This window comes from Shinella sp. Sh6, from assembly GCF_055392685.1.
This window is the reverse complement of record NZ_AP044007.1, coordinates 76897-98398: the sequence shown is the minus strand read 5'-3', so window position 1 is coordinate 98398 and position 21502 is coordinate 76897. Positions and strand designations below refer to the sequence as shown.

At 66.7% G+C, this 21502-nt stretch carries 18 protein-coding genes; 16 read left to right on the top strand and 2 right to left on the bottom strand.

Annotated features, from left to right (window positions below):
• Positions 1-24: 24 nt before the first annotated feature.
• The gene (locus tag ACZ5TO_RS22590; protein ID WP_464801217.1) at positions 25-1347 is read left to right on the top strand and encodes a YeaH/YhbH family protein; all 1323 of its coding nucleotides are present in this window, start codon (positions 25-27) and stop codon (positions 1345-1347) included.
• Positions 1348-1356: 9 nt separating this feature from the next.
• Complete coding sequence (locus ACZ5TO_RS22585) at positions 1357-2898, top strand: SpoVR family protein (RefSeq protein WP_464801216.1); 1542 nt, start codon at positions 1357-1359, stop codon at positions 2896-2898.
• A 21-nt stretch (positions 2899-2919) separates the two neighbouring features.
• Here ACZ5TO_RS22585 and ACZ5TO_RS22580 read toward each other — a convergent pair whose 3' ends face one another.
• Complete coding sequence (locus ACZ5TO_RS22580) at positions 2920-3465, bottom strand: NADPH-dependent FMN reductase (protein WP_464801215.1); 546 nt, start codon at positions 3463-3465, stop codon at positions 2920-2922.
• A 98-nt stretch (positions 3466-3563) separates the two neighbouring features.
• On the bottom strand, positions 3564-4460 hold the full coding sequence (locus ACZ5TO_RS22575; RefSeq protein WP_464801214.1) for a bestrophin family protein: 897 nt from the start codon (positions 4458-4460) through the stop codon (positions 3564-3566).
• A gap of 221 nt (positions 4461-4681) precedes the next feature.
• Here ACZ5TO_RS22575 and ACZ5TO_RS22570 point away from each other — a divergent pair, with 221 nt between their 5' ends.
• From ACZ5TO_RS22570 to ACZ5TO_RS22505, 14 genes are all read left to right on the top strand, one after another.
• Positions 4682-6949, top strand: coding sequence for an FdhF/YdeP family oxidoreductase (locus tag ACZ5TO_RS22570; protein ID WP_464801213.1), 2268 nt, complete (start codon positions 4682-4684; stop codon positions 6947-6949).
• 27 nt (positions 6950-6976) lie between these two features.
• Entirely contained in the window at positions 6977-8389 is a 1413-nt protein-coding gene (locus tag ACZ5TO_RS22565; protein ID WP_464801212.1) for a cytochrome ubiquinol oxidase subunit I, read from the top strand.
• 4 nt (positions 8390-8393) lie between these two features.
• Entirely contained in the window at positions 8394-9398 is a 1005-nt protein-coding gene (gene cydB, locus ACZ5TO_RS22560; protein WP_464801211.1) for a cytochrome d ubiquinol oxidase subunit II, read from the top strand.
• Complete coding sequence (locus tag ACZ5TO_RS22555; RefSeq protein ID WP_464801210.1) at positions 9398-9514, top strand: DUF2474 family protein; 117 nt, start codon at positions 9398-9400, stop codon at positions 9512-9514. The genes cydB and ACZ5TO_RS22555 overlap by 1 nt, the downstream gene beginning before the upstream one ends.
• Before the next feature lie 164 nt (positions 9515-9678).
• The gene (dnaK, locus tag ACZ5TO_RS22550) at positions 9679-11556 is read left to right on the top strand and encodes a molecular chaperone DnaK (protein WP_464801209.1); all 1878 of its coding nucleotides are present in this window, start codon (positions 9679-9681) and stop codon (positions 11554-11556) included.
• 109 nt (positions 11557-11665) lie between these two features.
• On the top strand, positions 11666-12571 hold the full coding sequence (locus tag ACZ5TO_RS22545; RefSeq protein WP_464801208.1) for a DnaJ C-terminal domain-containing protein: 906 nt from the start codon (positions 11666-11668) through the stop codon (positions 12569-12571).
• Between the two features lie 2 nt (positions 12572-12573).
• Positions 12574-12855, top strand: coding sequence for a chaperone modulator CbpM (locus tag ACZ5TO_RS22540; RefSeq protein WP_464801207.1), 282 nt, complete (start codon positions 12574-12576; stop codon positions 12853-12855).
• Between the two features lie 29 nt (positions 12856-12884).
• Entirely contained in the window at positions 12885-14270 is a 1386-nt protein-coding gene (locus tag ACZ5TO_RS22535; protein ID WP_464801206.1) for a sigma-54-dependent transcriptional regulator, read from the top strand.
• Positions 14263-16284, top strand: a complete 2022-nt coding sequence (locus ACZ5TO_RS22530) for a sensor histidine kinase (RefSeq protein ID WP_464801205.1) — start codon at positions 14263-14265, stop codon at positions 16282-16284. The genes ACZ5TO_RS22535 and ACZ5TO_RS22530 overlap by 8 nt, the downstream gene beginning before the upstream one ends.
• A 150-nt stretch (positions 16285-16434) precedes the next feature.
• Positions 16435-19044, top strand: a complete 2610-nt coding sequence (gene clpB, locus ACZ5TO_RS22525) for an ATP-dependent chaperone ClpB (RefSeq protein WP_464801204.1) — start codon at positions 16435-16437, stop codon at positions 19042-19044.
• Positions 19045-19073: 29 nt separating this feature from the next.
• A complete protein-coding gene (locus tag ACZ5TO_RS22520) occupies positions 19074-19328 on the top strand; it encodes a DUF2171 domain-containing protein (RefSeq protein WP_184143115.1) in 255 nt (84 codons plus the stop codon).
• Between the two features lie 57 nt (positions 19329-19385).
• Entirely contained in the window at positions 19386-19580 is a 195-nt protein-coding gene (locus ACZ5TO_RS22515) for a hypothetical protein (RefSeq protein ID WP_464801203.1), read from the top strand.
• Positions 19581-19631: 51 nt separating this feature from the next.
• A complete protein-coding gene (locus ACZ5TO_RS22510) occupies positions 19632-20696 on the top strand; it encodes a Dyp-type peroxidase (protein WP_464801202.1) in 1065 nt (354 codons plus the stop codon).
• Positions 20689-21489 (top strand): family 1 encapsulin nanocompartment shell protein, encoded by an 801-nt coding sequence (locus ACZ5TO_RS22505; RefSeq protein ID WP_464801201.1) that lies wholly within the window; start codon positions 20689-20691, stop codon positions 21487-21489. Before ACZ5TO_RS22510 ends, ACZ5TO_RS22505 begins: the two co-directional genes overlap by 8 nt.
• Positions 21490-21502: the final 13 nt, after the last annotated feature.

Genomic DNA, 21502 nt, shown 5'->3' with positions numbered 1-21502 from the left:
CAATGCCGTCGCGGGGGCTGGCCCATGCCGAATTTCATCGATCGACGGCTCAACCCCAAGGACCGCAGCCTCGGTAACCGGCGGCGCTTCGTCAAGCGCGTGCATGACGAATTGAAACGCGCGATCAACGATCAGGTGAGATCCGACAGGATCGCCGATGTCGACGCGGCCCATGGCGTTCCCGTGCCCAGGCGCGGCGCCGACGAGCCGAGCTTCCGCAATTCCGCCTCCTCCGGCGAACGGCAATATGTCCTGCCGGGCAACGAGAGCTTTTCGGCCGGAGACCGTATCGGCAAGTCCGAAAGCGGCGGGGGCGGGGGCGCCGGCCACGGCCCGGGGCGCGGCGAAGGGGAGGACGACTTCCTCTTCGTGCTCTCGCGCGAGGAGGTGCTCGATCTCTTCTTCGAGGATCTGGAACTTCCCGACATGGTCAAGCTCAACCTCAAGGAAACGGTGGTCTACAAGCCGCATCGCGTCGGCTTCACCACCCTCGGCACGCCGAGCAACATCAATGTCGGGCGCACGATGCGCAACAGCTTCGGACGGCGCATCGCGCTACGCCGCCCGGGCGAGAAGGAATATAGGGCCCTTGCCGACGAGATCGCCGCGCTGGAGGCGAAGGGGGGCCTTTCCCAGCCGGAGCGCAGGCGGCTCGCCGCGCTGCGCGAGGAACTGGAGGCCCTCGAACGGCGACGCAAGCGCATCGCCTATGTCGACCCGGTCGACGTGCGCTTCAACCGTTTCGAGCGGCAGCCGCTTCCCAACGCCAACGCCGTGATGTTCTGCCTGATGGACGTCTCGGCCTCGATGGGCGAGCGGGAGAAGGATCTTGCCAAACGCTTCTTCGTGCTCCTCCACCTCTTCCTGAAGCGCCGCTACGAGCGCATCGACATCGTCTTCATCCGCCATACGGACGAGGCGCGGGAGGTGGACGAGGAGACCTTCTTCTTCAGCCGGCAAAGCGGCGGCACCATCGTTTCGACGGCGCTCGAGGAGATGCAGCGCATCGTCCTCGACCGCTATCCCGCCAACCTGTGGAACATCTATGCCGCGCAGGCCTCCGACGGCGACAATGCGAGCGGGGATTCGGAGAGCTGCGCGCAGCTCCTGCGCGACGAGCTGATGAAGCTCTGCCAGTACTATGCCTATGTCGAGATCATCGACGAGCGGGAAAGCGAGATTTTCGGCTCGACGGACAACGGGACCGCGCTCTGGCGCGCCTATCGCGCCATGGAGAGCGCGATACCGAATTTCCAGATGACCCGCATTGCCAGGCCCGCCGACATCTACCCGGTGTTCCGCAAGCTCTTTGCCCGGCACAAGGCTGCCGGGCGGCCCGGCCGATGAGGAGCGATCATGGCACGCGACGCCACCTTGCTGTTTGAAAGCTCCGAATGGAATTTCGCCACGCTGTCGCGCGCCTATGACGCCATCGAGGAGATCGCCGTCGGCGAAATGGGCCTCGATGTCTATCCCAACCAGATCGAGGTCATCTCCTCCGAGCAGATGCTGGATGCCTATTCCTCCATCGGCATGCCGCTGATGTACCAGCACTGGTCCTTCGGCAAGCGCTTCGCCTTCGAGAGCCATCTCTACCGCAAGGGCCGCCGGGGCCTCGCCTACGAACTCGTCATCAATTCCAATCCGTGCATCACCTATCTCATGGAAGAGAACACCATGCCGATGCAGGCGCTGGTGACGGCGCATGCCGCCTTCGGGCACAACCATTTCTTCAGGAACAACTACCTCTTCCGCCAGTGGACGGATGCCGGGGCGATCCTCGGCTATATGGACTTCGCCAAGAAATACATCGCCAGATGCGAGGAGCGGCACGGGGTTGCGGCGGTGGAGGAAATCCTCGATTCGGCCCATGCGCTGATGAACCAGGGCGTCTTCCATTATCGCCGGCCGCCGCGGCTTTCCCCCGCCAAGGTGACGGAGCGGGCACGCGAACGGCTGGAATACGAGGAGCAGGTCTATAGCGATCTCTGGCGTACCCTGCCGGCGACGGCCGGAACCGCCGATATCGAGGAAGCGGAGCAGGAGGCGCTGGAGCGCAAGAACGTCCTGCACCTTCCCGAGGAGAACCTGCTTTATTTCCTCGAAAAGCACAGCCTGATCCTGGAGCCGTGGCAGCGCGAGATCCTGAGGATCGTCCGCGTGATCGCGCAATATTTCTACCCGCAGGGCCAGACCAAGGTGATGAACGAGGGCTGCGCGACCTTCGTGCATTACACGATCATCAACCGCCTGTTCGACCTGGGCCGGATGGGGGAGGGGGCCATGCTGGAGCTGCTGGCGAGCCATGCCAACGTGGTCTTCCAGCCGGGTTTCGACGATCCGCGCTTTTCCGGCATCAATCCCTATGCGCTCGGCTTTGCGATGATGCAGGATATCGAGCGCATCGCGACGCGGCCGACGGCGGAGGATCGCGACTGGTTCCCCGATATCGCCGGCAACGGCGACGGCATGGGTACGCTGATCGACGCGTGGGAGAACCACCGCGACGAATCCTTCATCCTGCAATATCTGAGCCCGGCGCTGATCCGCAAATTCCGCCTGTTCCATCTTACGGACCGGGCCACCGACCGCTTCTGCGAGGTCGCCTCCATCCACGACGAACGGGGCTATTCCGCCGTCCGCTCGGCCCTTGCCCGCAGCTACGATCCGGGCGCCCACCAGCCGGATATCCAGGTGGTCGATGTCGACCTTCTCGGCGATCGCCGGCTCCGGCTGCAGCACAGGGTAAGGAACGGCATTCTCCTGGAGGAGGGCGAGCGCGATGCGACGCTCGGCCATATCCGCCGTCTCTGGGGGTATGGCCTGAGCCTCACGGGGGTCGATGCCGCCAGCGGCGCGGTGCTCTACGAGTGCTCGTCTACGGGAGGCGATGCATAGAAGCGCGCGCCGGAGCGAAGATCAGCGCGCGTTCCGTGCGATGTGCTTTTCGAACGCCTTGCCGAAATTGACGAGGAAATCCCGCGTCCCGTCGTTGGTGAGCTGTCCTGCATCGTCGAACAGGTTGCCGGTGCCGCCGATATAGGCTTCCGGCTGCTCCAGCACGGGCATGTTGAGGAAGCAGAGCGACTGGCGCAGGTGATGGTTGGCGCCGAAACCGCCGATCGCGCCGATCGAGGTCGAGATGATCGCCGCGGGCTTGCCCATGAGCGCGCCCTGCCCATAGGGGCGCGAGGCGACGTCGATCGCATTCTTCAGCACGCCGGGGACCGAGCGATTGTACTCGGCGGTCACGAAGAGGATCGCGTCGGCGGCGGCGATGCGCTCGCGCAGCGCGGTCCAGTCGGCCGGCGGCGCCGCTTCCAGGTCCTGGTTGAAATAGGAGACCGAGCCGATGTCGAGGAACTCGAATGTCAGGTTCGGTGTCAACGCGGCAAGGGCCTTGGCGACTTTGCGGCTGAACGATTCCTTGCGGAGGCTGCCGACGAGAACTGCGACGTTGGTCATGTTTGGCTCCAGTCTTTGTGGGAGGTTGATCCTCGCCCTTCATGCTCGAAAACTCAATATCGGCGAGGAGGCTTTGCGATGAATCTGGCTGGCGTATTTCACCTCAGCACATTGTCTTGCGGCTCGATCGGGGCGGGCAGGTCCGCCTCGCCGAGGAGGGAGAGCATGTCGCGCTCCACGGTGCGCAGCATGGCGCTGAGGGGAAGTGCGTTCGGCTCGAAGCCGAAGGGCTCCTCCAACTGGTGACCGAGCGCTTCGAGGCCGAAGAACGTATAGGCGACGAGCAGCACCGGCAGCAGCGTCCACCAGTCGAGCGAGCCGGCGAGCGCAAAGGGCAGCGTCACGCAGAAGACGAGCGCCGTGCGGTGGAGCAGCAGGGAATAGGCGAAGGGCACCGGCGTCAGCGCGATGCGCTCGCAGCCGCCCTGCACCCTGGCGAGGGCCGAAAGCTGGATCTCCAGCACCGAATAGTGGATCTCGCTGATCCGGTGCGCCCGCATCAGCGCAAGACAGTGCCCGCCGATCCTGTCCAGCACCGCATTGGTCGGGTTGGGATTGTGCGGGCCGATTCCGTCCGCGGACCAGCGGCGGATCGCCTCCAGCTCGTCCTCGCCGCGCAGCCGTGCGACAAGGCCCGCCGAGAAGGCGCAGAGATTGTGGAGGAGGAACCGGCGATCGTCCTCGTTCAGCGCCGCGGTCTGGCGGGCGAAGGAGCGGCAGGCGATGATCAGTTCGCCCCACAACACCCGTCCCTCCCACCAGCGCGTGTAGCAGGCATTGTTGCGGAAGCTCATGAAGACCGAGAGCGCGATACCCGTCAGCGTGAAGGGGATGGCGCTGATCTTGGCGAAAATCCCCGGATGCTCCCGCGCGGCGAAGATCGCGACGACGCTGAGCACCGTCATCGCCAGCAGATGCCAGGCGATCCGCGGCAGGATCGAGCCGTTGAAGGTGGAGACGATATCTTTGAAGCTCGGCTTGGAACGCAGGATCATCGGTGTGTCGGCAAATGTCGGGACGGGACGGGGTTTTTACGCACGAGGCATTGCCTTGCAGGATGCGTGCCAGCCGGGCAGGGCAGGCTTTTCAAGGCCTTGCGGGTTGCCGCATGGGGACGATGGACAATTTGTCCATCGGGACTGAGACAAATCGTCCATGGATTTCAATAGGATAAAGTGATGTAATTGAGGCCTGTCACCTTTCGGAGCGTTCGATCATGGCCGATGGCAAGCCGCAATACAAGACCTACAATCATCCCGCCGGCGGCTGGGGCGCCGCGGCCGCGACGGCGAAGGTGCTGATGGAGCAGAGCGTCATCACCAAGGGCTCGCGCGCGCTTCTGGCGATGAACCAGCCGGGCGGCTTCAAGTGCCCGAGCTGCGCCTTTCCCGATGCCGATTGCAAGAAGACGCTGGAATTCTGCGAGAACGGCGCCAAGGCGCTCGCCCATGAGGCGACGAAGTTCCGCGTCACGCCGGAGTTCTTCGCGAAATACACCGTCGCCGAGCTGATGGAGCAGTCGGACTACTGGCTGGAGATGCAGGGCCGGCTGACCGAGCCGATGCGCTACGACGCGGCGAGCGACAAGTACGTGCCATGCGGCTGGGACGAGGCCTTCGCGACGATCGGCCGGCATCTGCGGGGGCTTTCCAGCCCGCACGAGGCCGAGTTCTACACTTCCGGCCGCACGCCCAACGAGGCCGCCTTCCTCTATTCGATCTTCGTGCGCGAGTTCGGCACCAACAATTTCCCCGACTGCTCGAACATGTGCCACGAGCCGACGAGCCGCGGCCTGCCGCCGGTGATCGGCATCGGCAAGGGCACGGTGGTGCTGGAGGATTTCGAGCATGCCGAGGCGATCTTCGTCATCGGCCAGAATACCGGCACCAACTCGCCGCGCATGATGACCAATCTCGTCGAGGCGCGCAAACGCGGCGCGCCGATCGTCGCGGTCAATCCCATGCCGGAGCGGGCGCTGATCCGCTTCACCGAGCCGCAGGACGTCGTCCAGATGGCGACCTTCGGCTCCACCCGGATCGCCAGCGAGTTCGTGCATATCAAGATCGGCGGCGACCTTGCCCTCATCAAGGGCATGATGAAGGTCATGTTCGAGCGCGAGGCGGCCGGCGAAAAGGTGCTCGATGCGGATTTCATCGCCGAGCACACCGTCGGGGTGGAGGCGATCCGCGCCGACGCCCTCTCGCAGGACTGGGCCGAGATCGTGCGGGTCTCGGGGCTCGACGAGGCTCAGATCCGCCGCTGTGCGGAAATCTACATCCGCTCGCGCGCTACCATCATCTGCTACGGCATGGGACTCACCCAGCACCAGCAGGGCTCGCGCCTGTTGCAGCAGGTGGCGAACCTCCTGCTCCTGCGCGGCAATTTCGGCAAGCCGGGCGCCGGCATCGCGCCCATCCGCGGCCATTCCAACGTGCAGGGCGACCGTACCGTCGGCATCGACGAGCGGCCGGCGCAGGACTATCTCGACCGGGTGCGCGACGTCTTCGGCTTCGAGCCGCCGCGCGAATACGGCCACCACACGGTGGAATCCGTCGAGGCGATGGAGAACGGCACGGCGAAGGTCTTCATCGGCCTCGGCGGCAATTTCGTGCGCGCCATTCCCGATACCGACCGCTCCTACGAGGCGATGCGCCGGCTGGATCTGACGGTCGGCATCGCCACCAAGCTCAACCGCGGCCATCTCGTGCACGGGCGCGAGGCGCTGATCCTGCCCGTCGTCGCCCGCTCGGAATGGATTCGCACCGCGGCGGGCGAGCAGTTCGTCACCATCGAGGACGCGATGTCGAACGTCACGCCCTCGCGCGGCGTGCTGACGCCGGCAAGCCCCGATGTGAAGCCGGAGGTGGAGATCGTCTGCCGCATGGCGATGGCCGCGCTGCCCGACAGCAAGGTGGAATGGGCGCGCTACATCGAGGACTACGACCTCATCCGCGACAAGATCGCCGAGGTCTATCCGGATATCTATGCCGGCTTTTCCGAACGGGTCAAAAACCCGAAGGGCTTCCATCTCGACATCCCGCCGCGCCGGCGCGTCTGGCCGACGGCGAACGGCAAGGCGAATTTCCTTTCCATGCCGGGACTGGAGGTCAACGACGTGGTCGACGACCCGGCCATGCTGCGCCTTGCCACCGTGCGCTCGCACGACCAGTTCAACACGACGATCTACAGCAACAACGACCGCTACCGTGGCGTCTACAACGACCGTATGGTACTGTTCATGAACGCGGAGGACATCGCAGCGCGGGGGCTCGCCTCCGGCACGCGCGTCGCGCTCGAGACGATCAGCACGGACGGGCTGGCGCGGCGTGTCGACGGCCTGACGGTGCTCGATTATCCGATGCCGCGCGGGGCGGTCGCGGGATATTATCCGGAACTCAATCCCCTCCTGCCGCTTGATTACTACGACAGGCTCAGCGGCACGCCGGCAGCCAAATCCATCCCGGTGCGCGTCGTCGCCGGGTGATCCGGCCGTGAGCAAGGAGTAAGGACAGTGTTTGCAGGCCTCGATCCCGTGGTGCTGGCGCGCGCGCAGTTCGCGTTCACCATCTCCTTCCACTTCATCTTCCCGGCCTTTTCCATCGGCCTTGCCAGCTACCTGTTCGTGCTGGAGGGCCTCTGGCTGAAGACCGGGCAGGGCGTCTACGCCAATCTCTACCGCTACTGGCTGAAGATCTTCGCCGTGGTGTTCGGCATGGGTGTCGTCTCCGGTGTCGTCATGTCCTACCAGTTCGGCACCAACTGGTCGGTCTTCTCCGAGAAGGCCGGGCCGGTGGTCGGGCCGCTGATGGCCTACGAGGTGCTGACGGCCTTCTTCCTCGAGGCGGGCTTCCTCGGCGTCATGCTGTTCGGCATGAACAAGGTCGGCAAGGGGCTGCACTTCTTCGCGACCTCGATGGTAGCGCTCGGCACGCTGATCTCGGCGACCTGGATCATCGCGGTCAACAGCTGGATGCAGACGCCGGCGGGCTATGCGATCAACGCGGCCGGCCAGTTCGTGCCGGGCGGGTCCTGGGCCGACATCATCTTCACCGCGAGCTTTCCCTATCGCCTCGTCCATACGGTCATCGCCGCCTACCTGACGACCGCCTTCGCGGTCGGCGCGGTCGGCGCCTGGCATCTCCTGAAGGACCGCGCCAATCCCGGTGCGCGCAAGATGTTCTCCATGGCGATGTGGATGGCGGCGCTCGTCGCGCCGGTCCAGATCCTCGCCGGCGATGCGCACGGCCTCAACACGCTGGAGCACCAGCCGGTCAAGGTGCTCGCCATGGAGGGCGACTATCATCCGAGCCCCGACGGTGCGCCCCTCATCCTCTTCGGCCTGCCGGACAGCGAGGCCGCCGAGGTGCGCTACGAGCTGTCGCTGCCGCATCTCGGCTCGCTCATCCTCAAGCACGATCCCTTCGCGCCGCTGCCGGGCCTCACCGATTTTCCGCGGGAGGAGTGGCCGCCCGTCCATATCGTCTTCTGGTCGTTCCGCATCATGGTGGCGCTCGGCTTCGCCATGCTCGGCATCGGCCTGTGGAGCCTTTTCGCCCGCTACCGGCGGCGGCTTTACGAATGGCCGTGGCTGCACCGGGCCGCCGTCCTCATGGGCCCGTCCGGCTTCGTCGCCGTCATCGCCGGCTGGGTGACGACGGAAGTGGGGCGGCAGCCCTATACGGTCTACGGCCTGTTGCGGACGGCCGATTCCGTCTCGCCGCTCGCCGCGCCCGCCGTCGCCGCCTCGCTCCTCGCCTTCGTCGTCGTCTACTTCGTCGCATTCGGCGCCGGCACCTACTACCTCGCGCGGCTGATGGCCCGGCCGCCGGAGCGCGGCGAGAGCGAGCCGCCGAACCTGCCGCAGCGCGCGGCGGGCATCACGCCGGCCTCCGGGGTTACCGCCCCCTTTGCCACGAAGGAGTAGCGTCATGATGGGCTTCGACCTGACCCTCGTCTGGGCGGCGATCATCGGTTTCGCCGTCATGGCCTATGTGGTCATGGACGGCTTCGACCTCGGTATCGGCATCCTCTTCCCGACCTTCAAGGTCGGCGAGGAGCGCGACCAGGCGATGAACTCCATCGCCCCGGTCTGGGACGGCAACGAGACCTGGCTGGTCATGGGCGGCGGCGGGCTGCTTGCCGCCTTCCCGCTCGCCTACGCCATCATCCTGCCGGCGACCTATCCGCTGATGATCGCCATGCTGCTCGGGCTCATCTTCCGCGGCGTCGCCTTCGAGTTCCGCTGGCGCGATCCGGGCCACCGCGCCTTCTGGGATATCGCCTTCACCGTCGGCTCGGTCGTTGCGGCGCTCGCGCAGGGCATGACGCTGGGCGCGATCCTGCAGGGCATCACCGTCGAGAACAACGCCTATGCCGGCGGCTGGCTCGACTGGCTGAGCCCGTTCAGCCTGCTGACGGGCATCGCCGTCGTCGTGGGCTATGCGCTGCTCGGTGCGACCTGGCTGATCTGGAAGACGGAGGGCTCGAGCCTGCGCCATGCGCAGGCGATGGCCTTCCGCCTCGCCCTCGCCACGCTCGTGGCGCTCGCCGCCGTCAGCGCCGCGACGCCCTACCTTGCCTATGAATACTGGCGCCGCTGGTTCGAGATGCCCGGCGTGCTCCTGACCGCGCAGGTGCCGCTGCTCGTCGTCGTCTGTGCGGCGACGCTCTTCTGGAGCCTCAGGCGCGGCCACGAGCGGCTGCCCTTCCTGATGGCGCTCGGGCTCTTCCTGCTCGGCTTCGTCGGCCTCGGCGTCAGCCTCTATCCCTATATCGTGCCGCCCGCGGTGACGATCCGCGACGCCGCCGCGCCGGAAGAAAGCCTCAGCTTCCTGCTTGCCGGCGCGATCGTCATCATCCCGCTGATCCTCGCCTATACCGCCTGGGCCTACTGGGTGTTCCGCGGCAAGGTCGGCACGCACGGATATCACTGATGTCGGCCGCCATGCGCCGACTGAGGCAGTTCGGCTGGATGGTCGCCATCTGGGCGATGAGCGTGGCCGCGCTCGGCGTCGTCGCCGCGATCCTGCGGTTCTGGCTGAGGGCCTGACAGATTGTCCGGCCCGCCCGGACAACTTGTCCGTCCTTTAAGCCGCCGCGGCCGCCAAATGGCTGGAAACCCGGAACCTGCCACCTGGCATGCGGGTTGCTCGCCTGAAACGGAAGGGTCGGCCCATGCCGATCGATGATCAACAGCAGCAAGGAGGACTCGCGATGGGAAAAGTCATCGGCATCGATCTGGGAACAACCAACTCCTGCGTCGCCGTCATGGACGGCAAGACGGCGCGCATCATCGAGAATTCCGAAGGCGCGCGCACGACGCCTTCGATCGTCGCCTTCACCAGCGACGGCGAGCGGCTGGTCGGCCAGCCGGCGCGCCGGCAGGCGGTGACGAACCCGACCAACACGATCTTCGCGGTCAAGCGGCTGATCGGCCGGCGCTATGACGACCCGACCGTGGCGAAGGACCAGGGCCTCGTGCCCTACAAGATCGTCAAGGCGGGCAATGGCGACGCCTGGGTCGAGGCGGAGGGCAAGGCCTATTCGCCCTCGCAGATCTCCGCCTTCATCCTGCAGAAGATGAAGGAGACGGCGGAAGCCAACCTCGGCGAGGCGGTGACGCAGGCCGTCATCACGGTTCCCGCCTACTTCAACGACGCCCAGCGGCAGGCCACCAAGGACGCCGGCAAGATCGCCGGCCTCGACGTGCTGCGCATCATCAACGAGCCGACGGCGGCAGCGCTTGCCTACGGGCTGGAGAAGCAGAAGCAGGCGAAGATCGCCGTCTACGACCTCGGCGGCGGCACGTTCGACATTTCCATCCTCGATATCGGCGACGGCGTCTTCGAGGTGAAGTCGACGAACGGCGACACGTTCCTCGGCGGCGAGGACTTCGACATGCGCCTCGTCAACTATCTCGCCGACGAGTTCCAGAAGGAGCAGGGCATCGACCTGCGCAAGGACAAGCTTGCGCTCCAGCGCCTCAAGGAGGCGGCCGAGAAGGCGAAGATCGAGCTCTCCTCCTCCACGCAGACCGAGGTGAACCTGCCCTTCATCACCGCGGATGCGACGGGGCCGAAGCACCTTCAGGTCAAGATCACCCGCTCGCGCTTCGAGGCGCTGGTGGACGACCTCGTGCAGCGGACCATCGATCCCTGCCTCAATGCGCTCAAGGATGCCGGCCTTGCCGCCAAGGACATCGCCGAGGTGGTGCTGGTGGGCGGCATGACGCGCATGCCGAAGGTCCAGGAAACGGTCGCCAAGATCTTCGGCAAGGAGCCGCACAAGGGCGTCAATCCGGACGAGGTCGTGGCAGTCGGCGCGGCCATCCAGGCCGGTGTCCTGCAGGGCGACGTGAAGGACGTGCTGCTGCTCGACGTCACCCCGCTCTCGCTCGGCCTCGAAACGCTCGGCGGCGTCTTCACCCGCCTCATCGAGCGCAACACGACGGTGCCGGCCAAGAAGAGCCAGACCTTCTCCACCGCCGAGGACAACCAGAGCGCCGTGACGATCCGCGTCTTCCAGGGCGAGCGCGAGATGGCGGCGGACAACAAGATGCTCGGCCAGTTCGACCTGATGGGCATCGCGCCTGCGCCGCGCGGCGTGCCGCAGATCGAGGTGACGTTCGACATCGACGCCAACGGCATCGTCAACGTGTCGGCGAAGGACAAGGGAACCGGCAAGGAGCAGCGCATCCAGATCCAGGCCTCGGGCGGCCTTTCCGAGGCGGATATCGAGCGCATGGTCAAGGATGCCGAGACGCATGCCGCCGAGGACCGCAAGCGCAAGGAACTGGTGGAGGCGCGCAACATCGCCGAAGCCGTCCTGCACACGGCCGAAAAGGCGCTGGCAGAGCAGGAGACGGCCGGTCCCGCCGACAGGCAGGCGGTGGAGACCGCCGCATCCGCCGTGCGCGACGCGCTGAACGGCGAGGATGCCGCCGCGATCCGCGACAGGGCGGAAGCCCTGCAGCAGGCGGTGATGGCGCTTGCGCAATCGGCCGCCGCGGCCGGCGCGGCCGCCCCGGAGCCCGCGGAGGAGGGCGTCGTCGATGCCGAGTTCACCGAGGTTCCGGACGACGAGCGCAAGTAGCGCGTAAGGCCCTGAAGAAAAATCCGGCGGCGGGGCGCGCCTGCCTCGTTGCCGGAAACGCCTGCGGCCTCCTATAGTCATTCAGCTTCACCCCAACCGGAGCGTACCCGTGAGCAATCCGTATGAGGTTCTTGGCGTTTCGGCGAGCGCCTCGCCGGCCGAGATCCAGAGTGCCTACCGCAAGCTTGCCAAGAAGCTGCACCCCGACCTCAATCCGGGCGACAAGTCGGCCGAGGAGAAGTTCAAGGAGGTGGCGGCCGCCTACGACCTTCTTGGCGATGCCGACAAGCGCAGGCGCTTCGACGCCGGCGAGATCGACGCGTCGGGCGCCGAGCGGCCGCCGCCGCGCCAGAACTACTACCGCGACTATGCCGGCGCCGATACCGGCCATCCCTATGCCAATACGTCGGGCTTCTCCGACTTCATGGACAGCGACGACATCTTCGCCGACCTCCTGCGGCGCGGCCAGCGGGCGCAGGCCAGCCGGCGCGGTCAGGACCTGCACTACCGGCTGGCGATCGACTTTTCCGAATCGATCGCCGGTGCGAGCAAGCGCATCACGCTGCCGGACGGCGGGACGCTGGACGTGAAGATCCCGCCGGGCCTCGTCAGCGGCCAGACGCTTCGGCTGAAGGGCAAGGGCGCGCCGGGCGCGGGAACCGGGGGACCGGGCGATGCGCTGATCGAGGTGGAGGTGCTGCCCGACCCGCGCTTCGAACGGGAGGGCGACGACATCACGATCGAGCTTGCCGTCTCGCTGAGCGAGGCGGTGCTTGGCGGTCGCATCCGCGTTCCGACGGCGACGGGGGCGGTGACGATGGCGGTGCCGAAGGGCTCGAACACGGGCACGGTGCTGCGGCTGAAGGGCAAGGGTGCGCCGAAGCGCGGCGGCGGGTCCGGCGACCAGTTCGTGAAGCTGAAGGTGGTGCTGCCGAGCCCGCCGGATGCGGAGCTCGAGGCGTTCGTTTCGGGCTGGGCGAAGGGCAAGGCGTTCGACCCGCGCAAGGAGGGCTGACGATGAGGATGGACAAGCAGACGTTCCTGAAGACGTCGGGCCTGCAGGTGAAGGTCCTGGAGCTGTGGATCGAGCAGGAATGGCTGGTTCCCGAAGAGACGCCGACGGGCCTCCACTTCCAGGAGATCGACGTTGCGCGGGTCCGGCTGATCCGGGAGCTGCAGTCGCGGATCGGCGCGAACGACGCGGGGATCGACGTGATCCTGCACCTGATGGACCAGCTCCACGGCATGCGCCGCGCCATGGCGGAGATCAGGCGCGATATGGGCGGCCCGCAGGCCTGAGCGGCAGGCGGCAAACGGAGGAGGACGGCATGGTCGAGGGTCGGAGCGCGGCGGAATTGCCCGGGCAGGCGGAGTTCGGGCCGTGGCTCGCGCAGGCGGCGATCCTCGTCGTCGACGACGAGCCCGGCATCTGCAACTTCCTGATCAAGACGCTACGGCCGCGGTGCCGGCTGATCGACGTGGCGAGCAACGCCGCCGAGGCCTCGCGCAAGGTGGACGGGCAGAATTTCGACGTCGTCATCATGGACAATATCATGCCCGGCAAGACCGGGCTCGAATGGCTGGCGGAGCAGCGGGCGCTCGGCTTCTTCGCCGACGTCATCCTGATGACCGCCTATGCCGATCTCGATACCGCGATCGACGCGCTGCGGGTCGGCGTGGTCGATTTCATCCTGAAGCCGTTCCGCTCCAACCAGCTCCTGAACGCCATCGCCCGCTGCCTCGACCGCAAGCGGCTGCAGCGGGAAAACGACGTCCTGCGCCACGAATTGACCTCGCCCTCGCACCAGATATTCCTGCGCGACAGGCTGATCGGCTCGTCGAAGGCCATCCAGCAGGTCCGCGATGCCCTCGCCCGCGTCGCGCCGCTGCCGACATCGGTGCTCCTCACCGGCCCGTCGGGCACCGGCAAGGAGGTGGCGGCGCGCTCCCTGCATCTTCTTTCCGGCCGGGCGGACAAGCTGTTCGTGCCGATCAATTGCGGCGCCATTCCCGCCGACATGATCGAGAGCGAGCTTTTCGGGCATGTGAAGGGCGCGTTCACGGGCGCCATGCGCAGTCGCGAAGGCCTGCTCATGCATGCCGAGGGCGGGACCGTGTTCCTCGACGAGGTGGGCGAACTGCCGCCGCTTCTGCAGACGAGGCTGCTGCGCGTCCTCGAAGACCGCCGGGTGCGCCCTGTCGGCTCGGAACGGGAAGTGCCGTTCGACGCGCGCTTCGTCTTCGCCACCAATGCCGATCTTGCCCGGCGGGTGGACGCGGGCACCTTCCGGGCCGACCTCTATTTCCGCATCAACGTGATGCAGATCCGCCTGCCGCCGCTTCGCGAAAGGGGCGAGGACGTGCTGGAACTCGCCCGGCTCTTCATGGAGGAGATTTCCCGCCAGCTCGGCATGCCGCCGGTCGCCATCGATCCGAAGGTGGAGGCGCTTCTCCTGCGCTACGACTGGCCGGGCAATATCCGCGAATTGCGCAACCTCGTCGAGCGGACCGTCATCCTCGGCGCCTTCCCGGAGAGGATGGAGGGGACGGCGCCGGAGGAGGAAGCGCCGCGCAGCGAAAGCCTTGCGGAAATGGAGCGGCGCCACATCCTCGCGGTGCTGCGCGAGACGCGCGGCGACCGGGAGGAGGCCGCGCGCCGCCTCGGCATCTCGCGCAAGACGATCGACCGCAAATATGCGAACTGGCATGGCTGAGGGGGGCGAACAGGCGGGCACCCTGCGAGGGTCGGTGCGCTACCGGCTGCTGGTGATCGCGCTCGTGCCCATGCTCGTCGTCCTGCCGCTTCTTCTCGCCATCGGCATCCATCGCTGGAACGCCCGTTTCGATGCGGTGACGATCGCCAAGGTCAACGACGACCTGACGATTGCCCGGCAATATTTCTCCCGCATCCTGGAAAACACCGGAAGCAGGCTCGTCGCCGTCAGCGAATCCGAGCGCTTCCGGCAATTGCTGCGGCAGGGGGCGGATGCCCGCAAGACCTTCCCCCTCTACCTCGATGCGACGGGGCGGCAGGGCGGGTTCGATTTCCTCTATGTCGTCGACGACGACGGGACGGTGGTGACGTCCGGCCGCGCCGACCTTGCCAGGCCGCCGCGCTGGGACTGGCCGGTGATCGTCTCGGCGCTCGCCGGGCAGGCGCGGACGGGCATCGACGTGTTCGCCGGCTCGGAGCTCGCCGCCATCTCGCCGCAGCTTGCCGAGCGCGCCCGCATCGACATCGTGCCGACCGCCGGCAACGCCGCCCCGGACGGCATGGTCGAGACGCGGGGCCTCGTCCTCCAGTCGGCCGCTCCGCTGCTCCTGCCTGGCGGGCGCCGCGGCGCGCTTGTCGGCGGCATCCTGCTCAATCGCAATCTTGCTTTCGTCGATGCGATCAACGACCTCATCTTTCACGGTGCCGCCTCGGCGGAGGGCCGGCAGGGCACGACGACGCTCTTCCTCGACGATATCCGCATCAGCACGAATGTGCGCCTCTTCGGCGAGCGCCGCGCCATCGGCACGCGCGTCTCGCAGGAGGTGCGCAACGCCGTGCTGGACGAGGGCCGGACCTGGCTCGACAGCGCCTTCGTCGTCAACGACTGGTACGTCTCGGCCTATGAACCGATCCTCGACAGCGGCGGGCGCCGGGTCGGCATGCTCTATGCGGGTTTCCTCGAAGCGCCGTTCCTCGAAGCCAAGGAGGAGACGTGGCTGACCATCGCCGCGGCCTTCCTCATCGCCGTCGCGGCCACGGTGCCGCTCTTCCTGCGCTGGGCCCGCGGCATCTTCAAGCCGCTCGAACGCATGACGCGCACCATCGCGCGGGTCGATGGAGGCGACCTTGCCGCGCGGACGGGGCAGGTGGAGAACCGCGACGAGATCGGCCTCGTCGCCTCGGAGCTCGACCGGCTGCTCGACGGCATCCAGGCGCGCGATGCCGAGCTGCGGCTGTGGAACGCGCAACTGAGCGAAAAAGCCGAGCAGCGCACGCTCGAGCTGCGCGACACCGCCGAGCGCCTTGAGACGACGACGCGCCAGCTCGTCATGTCGGAGAAGCTCGCCGCCATCGGCGAGATCACCGCGGGCGTCGCCCACGAGATCAACAATCCCATCGCCGTCATGCAGGGCAATCTGGAGATCATCCGCGACCTCATGGGGCCGGCGGCCGAGGAGGCGCGCACGGAGTTCCGCCTGATCGACCAGCAGATGCACCGCATCACCGAGATCGTCACGAAGCTGCTCCAGTTTGCCAAGCCGCAGGAATATGCGCGCCTTGCCGAGGAATACGACCCGGCCGGCGTGATCGCCGACACGCTGCCGCTCGTCCAGCACCTTCTCCGCAAGACGATGATCGCCGTCGAGCGGGAGGACCGCGCCACCCGCTTCGTCCAGATGAACCGGACGGAGCTGCAGCAGGTCCTCGTCAACCTCGTCGTCAACGCCATCCACGCCATGCCGGAAGGCGGGCGCCTCGGCCTGCGCACCTTCGATTCAGGCAGCGGCGTCGCCATCGAGGTCAGCGACACGGGCGAGGGCATGACGGCCGAGGTGGCGGCGCGCATCTTCGATCCCTTCTTCACCACGAAGGCCCGCGAGGGCACCGGCCTCGGCCTGTCGATCAGCCGGATGCTGATGGCGCAGCACGGCGGCAGCATCGCGGTGCGCAGCCAGCGGGGCGAGGGCACGACGTTCACGCTCTGGCTGCCGGCCTCCGACGACGCCTTCTGACGGGCGGCGGACAGAATGTCCGCGGCCTTTCCGACAATCTGTCCCGGGCCGGGCGGAGGGAGCCGGCAAAGCTGCCGGATTCCCGATGGGGTGCGATTGGCACGGCGGTTGCAGGTTCTCTTCCGATTGGCCATGGGAAGAGGTAGGTCGATGGACGTCGAGAAATTCACCGATCGCGCACGCGGCTTCATCCAGTCGGCGCAGGGGCTGGCGGCGCGCGAAGGAAACCAGCAATTCACCAGCCTGCACCTGCTCAAGGTGCTGCTGGACGACGAGGAGGGGCTTGTCTCGGGCCTCGTCGAGCGGGCCGGCGGCAGTGCGCGCACCCTTCTTTCGGTGACGGAGGCGGAGCTTGCCAAGCTGCCCAGGGTCACCGGCGGCTCAGGCGAGGTCTATCTTGCCGCCGAGGCCGCCCGGCTTCTCTCGGCTGCCGAGAAACTGGCGCAGAAATCCGGCGACAGCTTCGTCACCGTCGAGCGCCTGTTCCAGGCCATGCTGGAGGACAGGCAGAGCGATGCCGGCAAGCTGCTTTCGCGCAGCGGGCTCGACGCGGCGCTGCTGGCCGCGGCCATCGACAAGCTGCGCAAGGGCCGCACCGCCGACAGCGCATCGGCCGAGAACGCCTATGACGCGCTGAAGAAATATGCCCGTGACCTCACGCGCGCCGCCCGCGAAGGCAAGCTGGACCCGGTGATCGGCCGCGACGAGGAGATCCGCCGCACGATCCAGGTCCTCTCGCGCCGCACCAAGAACAACCCCGTGCTGATCGGCGAGCCGGGCGTCGGCAAGACGGCCATCGTCGAGGGCCTTGCGCTGCGCATCGTCAACGGCGACGTGCCGGAGAGCCTGAAGGACAAGGCGCTGATGGCGCTCGACATGGGCGGGCTGATCGCCGGGGCGAAGTACCGCGGCGAGTTCGAGGAGCGGCTGAAGGCCGTGTTGCAGGAGGTCACCTCGGCGGCCGGCGGCATCATCCTCTTCATCGACGAGATGCACACGCTGATCGGCGCGGGCAAGACGGACGGGGCGATGGACGCCTCGAACCTCCTGAAGCCAGCCCTTGCCCGCGGCGAGCTGCATTGCGTCGGCGCCACCACGCTCGACGAATACCGCAAGCATGTCGAGAAGGATCCGGCGCTCGCCCGGCGCTTCCAGCCCGTCTTCGTGCCGGAGCCGACGGTGGAGGACACGATCTCGATCCTGCGCGGCCTCAAGGAGAAGTACGAGCTGCACCATGGCGTGCGCATCGCCGATTCCGCCCTCGTCGCGGCGGCAACGCTCTCCAACCGCTACATCACCGACCGCTTCCTGCCGGACAAGGCCATCGACCTGATGGACGAGGCGGCCGCCCGGCTGAAGATGCAGGTCGATTCCAAGCCGGAGGAACTGGACACGCTCGACCGCGAGATCATCCGCCTGAGGATCGAGCAGGAGGCGCTGAAGAAGGAGCACGACGCCGGCTCGAAGAGCCGGTTGAAGACGCTCGAAAAGGAAGTGGCCGAGATGGAACGCCGCTCGGCCGACCTCACCTCGAAATGGCGGGCGGAGAAGGGCAAGCTGTCCGACGCCCAGAAGATGAGGGGCGAGCTGGAGCAGCGTCGCACGGAGCTTGCGAACGCCCAGCGCAAGGGCGAGTTCCAGCGCGCCGGCGAGCTTGCCTACAGCACCATTCCGGAACTGGAGAAGAAACTTGCCGCCGTCGAGGAGAGCGACCACACCGCGACGGGCGAGACGGTGACCGCCGACAATATCGCGCAGGTCGTCTCGCGCTGGACGGGCGTTCCGGTCGACCGGATGCTGGAGGGCGAGAAGGAGAAGCTGCTCACCATGGAGGAGGCGCTGCGCAAGCGCGTCGTCGGCCAGGCGCAGGCGGTGCGCGCCGTCTCCACCGCCGTCCGCCGCGCGCGGGCCGGCCTTCAGGACCCCAACCGGCCGATCGGCTCCTTCATGTTCCTCGGGCCGACCGGCGTCGGCAAGACCGAGCTTGCCAAGGCGCTCGCCGAATTCCTCTTCGACGACGACACCGCGATGCTGCGCATCGACATGTCGGAATTCATGGAGAAGCATTCCGTGGCAAGGCTCATCGGCGCGCCGCCCGGCTATGTCGGCTATGACGAGGGGGGCGTCCTCACCGAGGCCGTGCGCCGCCGGCCCTATCAGGTCATCCTCTTCGACGAGATCGAGAAGGCCCATCCCGACACGTTCAACATCCTGCTGCAGGTGCTCGACGACGGCCGCCTGACGGACGGGCAGGGGCGCACCGTCGATTTCCGCAACACGCTCATCATCATGACCTCGAACATCGGCGCCGAATATCTCGTGGGCCAGGCCGAGGGCGAGAAGACCGGCGCCGTGCGCGAGGAGGTGATGGCCATGGTGCGGGCGCATTTCCGCCCGGAATTCCTCAACCGCATCGATGCCGTCATCCTCTTCCACCGCCTGCAGAAGAGCGACATGGGCAAGATCGTCGACATCCAGTTCGCGCGGCTCGCCCGCATGCTGGAGGAGCGCAAGATCGCGCTCAGGCTGGAGCCGGCGGGGCGCGAATGGCTCGCCGGGAAGGGCTGGGACCCGGCCTATGGCGCCCGCCCTTTGAAACGCGTGATCCAACGCTATGTACAAGATCCGCTGGCGGAGATGATCCTTGCCGGCGCGGTGCGGGACGGGACCAGCGTGGAGATTTCCGCCGACGGTGCCGACCTCACCTTCAATGGCCAGAAGCCGGCTTTCGGCGATGAAGACGACTTCGATATGATCTGACCGATTTCATTTCAACAAGGAGAATGCGCATGAGCCACAAGATCACCGGGAACATGGAAGTCATCGGCGCCGACGGCGTGCATGTGGGAACCGTCGACCGCGTCGAGGACGGCCGCATCAAGCTGAAGAAGAGCGACAGCTTCGGCCACCACGAGGGCCATCACCACTATATCGAGATGGGCTTCGTGGCGGGCGTCGAGGGCGACAAGGTGCGCCTTTCGGCGAATGCCGACATCGCCGTGACGCTGGAAGAGGAAAAATCGGGTCGTCCGGTCGACCTCTGACCAGCTGCGGGCCGGCCCCTCCAGCCGGCCCGTTCCCCTTCGATGCAAGGTGCTCCCATGGAAAATTACGACCTCTACCTGAACCCCGCAAAACCTTCGATCGGCCTTTATGTGCGTGCCGGCGCCGGCCTGCCCGACATTGCCGATGGAAAGGACTGGATTTTCGATGGCACGGTGGAAAAAGACTCGCTACCTTCCGACGTGGTGAAGGCGATCGAGGCGAACGGACACGCCTTCCGCGACATGGATTGAGCCGGCCTTCCGCCGGTTTCGTCTCTTCTGCTATTGCCGAATGGATCACGCATGGATGCAGTCCTCCCCTCCGTAGTCCCGCAGCCGGTCGCGGCGCGGTTGACCCGCGCCGCCATCTTCCTGGTCGTGACGCTCGAGCCCGGCGACGATGCCGAAAGGGCCGTGCGCAAGCTCTGTGCCGATCTTTCCGGCCTGCTGCGCGCCGTCGGTTTCCGCGACCTTGAAGGCGGGCTTTCCTGCGTGCTCGGCATCGGTTCGGATGCCTGGGACCGCCTCTTCGGCGCGCCGCGCCCCAAGGGCCTGCACCCCTTCCGCGAGATCCGTGGGCGCCACCATGCGGTCGCGACGCCCGGCGACCTCCTGTTCCACATCCGCGCCACGCGCATGGACCTCTGCTTCGAGCTGGCAAGCCAGGTCATGAGCCGGCTTTCGGGCTTCGTTACGACCCAGGACGAGGTGCACGGCTTCAGCTATTTCGACGACCGGGACCTGATCGGCTTCGTCGACGGCACGGAAAACCCCGTCGACGCGGCCGCCGTTGCCGCCACGATCATCGGCGCGGAAGACCCGGATTTTGCCGGCGGCAGCTATGTGATCGTGCAGAAGTACCTGCACGACCTCGTCGCCTGGAACCGCGTGCCGGTCGCCGACCAGGAGCGGATCATCGGCCGCGAAAAGCTCTCCGACATCGAGCTCGACGACGCCGCCAAGCCGAGCTACGCCCACAACGTCCTCACCTCCATCGAGGAGAACGGCGAGCCGCTGGAGATCCTGCGCGACAACATGCCGTTCGGCGATATCGGCAAGGGCGAGTTCGGCACCTATTTCATCGGCTATGCGCGCTCGCCGGATCGCATCGAGCGCATGCTGGAGAACATGTTCATCGGCCTGCCGCCCGGCAATTACGACCGGCTGCTCGATTTCAGCCGCGCCGTCACGGGGTCGCTGTTCTTCGTTCCCTCCGCTTCGTTCCTCGACGCGGTCGCGCCGGATGCCGCTCCGGCACCTGCGCCGGCGCCCCCGCTGGCGGCGGAGGAACCTTCGCAACCGTCCGCGCCGCGCGGCGATGGATCGCTCGGCATAGGCTCGCTCAGGAAAGGGGCTTCCCATGAATAACCTGCACCGTGAACTCGCGCCCGTTTCCGAGGCCGCCTGGGCGGAGATCGAGGAAGAGGCGAAGCGCACGCTCAAGTGCCACCTCGCCGCCCGCCGGGTCGTCGACATGGTCGGCCCGTCCGGTCCCGGCCTTTCGGCGGTCGGCACGGGCCATGTCGCTTCCATCGCGCCGCCCGAGGAGGGCGTGCAGGCGCTGGCGCGCGAGGTCAAGGCGCTCGTCGAGCTGCGCGTGCCCTTCCAGCTTTCGCGCCGCGCCATCGACGACGTGGAGCGCGGCGCGCTCGACAGCGACTGGTCGCCGGTCAAGGAGGCCATGCGCAAGATCGCCTTCGCCGAGGACCGGGCCGTGTTCGACGGCTATGCGGCCGCCGGCATCGAGGGCATCCGCGCCGCCGCGAGCAACCCGGCCATGCCGCTGCCGCCGGGAGCGAAGCGCTATTCGGACGCCGTGGCGCGGGCGGTCGGCCAGCTTCGTCTTGCCGGTGTCGAAGGGCCCTATGCGCTGGTCCTCGGCGCCGAGGCCTATACGGCGGCGAGCGGCGGCAGCGACGACGGCTATCCCGTCCTCCACCATATCGAGCGGATCGTCGACGGCGGCGTCATCTGGGCGCCGGCCATCGAAGGCGGGCTCGTCCTGTCGCTGCGCGGCGGCGATTTCGAGCTGACCGTCGGCGAGGACTTCTCCATCGGCTATCTCGGCCACACCGCCACCACCGTCGATCTCTACGTCGAGGAGAGCTTCACCTTCCGCACGCTGACGACGGAAGCGGCGGTCGCGCTTACGGCGGAGTAACACCAGCGGCTGG